This is a genomic window from Bacillus sp. P4_D3, from assembly GCF_056401855.1.
The window spans coordinates 1-2,562 of record NZ_JBFUIN010000443.1 but is presented as its reverse complement, the minus strand read 5'-3'; the positions used below and the strand labels follow the sequence as shown (position 1 = coordinate 2,562).

The following is a 2,562-nucleotide window of genomic DNA, read 5'->3' as shown; positions in this document are numbered from 1 at the left end:
CACTGTATCCTGGAAGAATTCCGACATAGACGTTGCTGCGAATCCCATCATTTGATTCATTGCTTCTTGTACTGCACTTAGCTCTAATTCACTAAGCTCTTTCCCTTCTTCAACTACCCCTGTTCCCATCATCATTAAATCTGCAATAGATAAAGCGACGTCTTGCTTTAAGACAAGTAGATTTTCCATATCTAATCCTTTTGTGAAATGGATATTTAATACAACATGCGGAATTTCAACATTACTTGTATCATATAAATCCACCAATTCAATATGAGGAGCAGTAATACTTACTTGCCTATTTAAGATTGTTGATAATACAGTCGAAGCTGAACCAAATGATATATTTGCAATCTCGCCAAGAATATCGCATTCTTGAGGCGTTAAATGCTCATTTTCTTTTTCTAGCACAATCGTGCTCGTATCCCCTTTTGTGTGTTGCTCAGGCATTTTCCCTGCCTCCTCATTTCTGTTTTTCTTTCAACGATATAAACTTTCTATTACACTCGTTATATTTATCAAACGTATTATTCCCACAATATTTGCAAACGACTATTGTTACACACTCAATGAATAGTTCTAACCAAAAAGCTCCCCAATTGTATACAAGTGGGGAGCTTCCTTCATTCCTATTATAAACCTTCTGGGTTTAAAATGAGGACCACTCGTCCATCACCGAGAATTGTCGCACCAGAGAAATAGTTAGAGCTCTCTGCAAAGAAGTCGCCTAATGACTTTAAGACTATTTCTCTTTGACCGATAATTGTGTTGACAATAAGTCCATAGCTACGATGTGAATTACGAACAATTAATACAGGAACCATTTGACTATCATATGATGCAAACGCATCATCTACTGTTTTTTCACCAAATACAGTGTTTAAATGTTTTACTTCAATAATTTGATTGCGATAATTTAAAACGTCTTTTCCTTGTAACGATTGAATATCTTCCTTTTGAATTCGAATCGCTTCGACTATATTACCGAGAGGCAACGCATAACGCGTATCGTTTGTTTGAACAAGCATTGATTGAATAATAGACAATGTTAACGGAAGTTCAATTCTGAATGTACTTCCTTTTCCTTCCTCAGAATCAATAATTAAATGCCCACCTAAACTATGAATCGTATGTTTAACAACATCTAATCCAACACCACGTCCAGAAAGGTCAGACACAACTTCAGCTGTACTAAATCCTGGTTGGAAAATAAGATCATACACTTCACGATCCGTTAATTTATTTGCCTCTGTTTCTGTTATAACACCATTTTTAATCGCTTTTTCTAATACTTTCTCTTTATAAATACCGTTTCCATCATCAGTAATTTGAATTACGACATGATTTCCGCTATGGAACGCTTCTAATTTAATAGTACCTGTTTCATTTTTGCCGGCATCACGGCGTTTTTCAACAGTCTCAATCCCATGATCAATTGCATTACGAATTAAATGAACGAGTGGATCACCAATTTCATCAATAACTATTTTATCAACTTCAGTATCTTCACCTGTAATTTGTAAATCGATTTTTTTCCCTAAATCTTTCGCTAACATGCGTACCATACGCGGGAAACGATTGAAAACTGTTTCAATTGGTACCATACGCATATTTAATAGTACATTTTGAATATCTTTTGAAATATCCCCTAATCGATTTAAATGCTCGATTAACTCCTTATTTTGAATCGTTTCTGCTAATTCATCAATTCGTCCACGCTCAATTACACTTTCTTCAAACATATTCATTAATGTTTCGATTTTTTCTAACTGAACACGAATAGAACGATTCTCCACTTTAGCATTTTTCGTTTTTGTAGTACGTTTAGTTGACGTATTGCTCACCAGTTGAATTGGCAGTTCTAACGATGACTCCAGCTGTCTGGTTTCAACCTGTTGAATCGTTTCTTCCACCTGTACGCCTTCTTGTACTTTATGACTACCTTGCTTCACTTCTACTTTCTCAATTTCAGAAACATGAAGCACTACTCGTTTCAATTCTTCAACACTATGATCGGTATTCATATATACTGTAAACTCAAATCCAAAAGCATCCGCTTCAATTTCTTCAATGCTTGGAACCGTTTTTTGTATATTACCTAAATTTTGTAATGCTTCAATACACATAATGGCACGTACTGCTTTTAAAATAGCTTGTTGTTCAACAGTTATATATACTTCATGCGAAACTGTATCATCATTATTTATACTACTTTGCTCTGCATTTTCCATAGAAGCTTCTACATTTCCGTTCAATAATGCTTCTAATTTAAATTTCGTTGATACAACATCTATATTACCCATTCCGCCTTGCTGCACATCTRCAACCATCTTTTCTAAATTATCAATACATTCAAAAACAACATCAATAATATTAGCATTCACCATCATATTTCCATGACGGATTTCGTCTAAAACACTTTCCATCTTATGCGTTAAATCCGCCATTTCTGTAAATTCCATACTCGCAGACATACCTTTAAATGTATGAGCTGAGCGGAATATTTCTCCTACAACACCCATATCGGCAGGATTCCGTTCTAAATTTAGCACATTTTCATTT

The 2,562-nt window shown here is 35.0% G+C and carries 2 protein-coding genes; both read right to left on the bottom strand.

Annotation, left to right across the window (positions count from 1 at the left end; all coding sequences use genetic code 11):
- On the bottom strand, positions 1-450 hold a 450-nt coding region (locus AC1DTM_RS22450; protein ID WP_477000915.1), incomplete at its 3' end, for a chemotaxis protein CheC.
- A gap of 182 nt (positions 451-632) precedes the next feature.
- Positions 633-2,562 (bottom strand): chemotaxis protein CheW (locus tag AC1DTM_RS22445; RefSeq protein ID WP_477000914.1); only part of this gene is annotated, 1,930 nt, incomplete at its 5' end.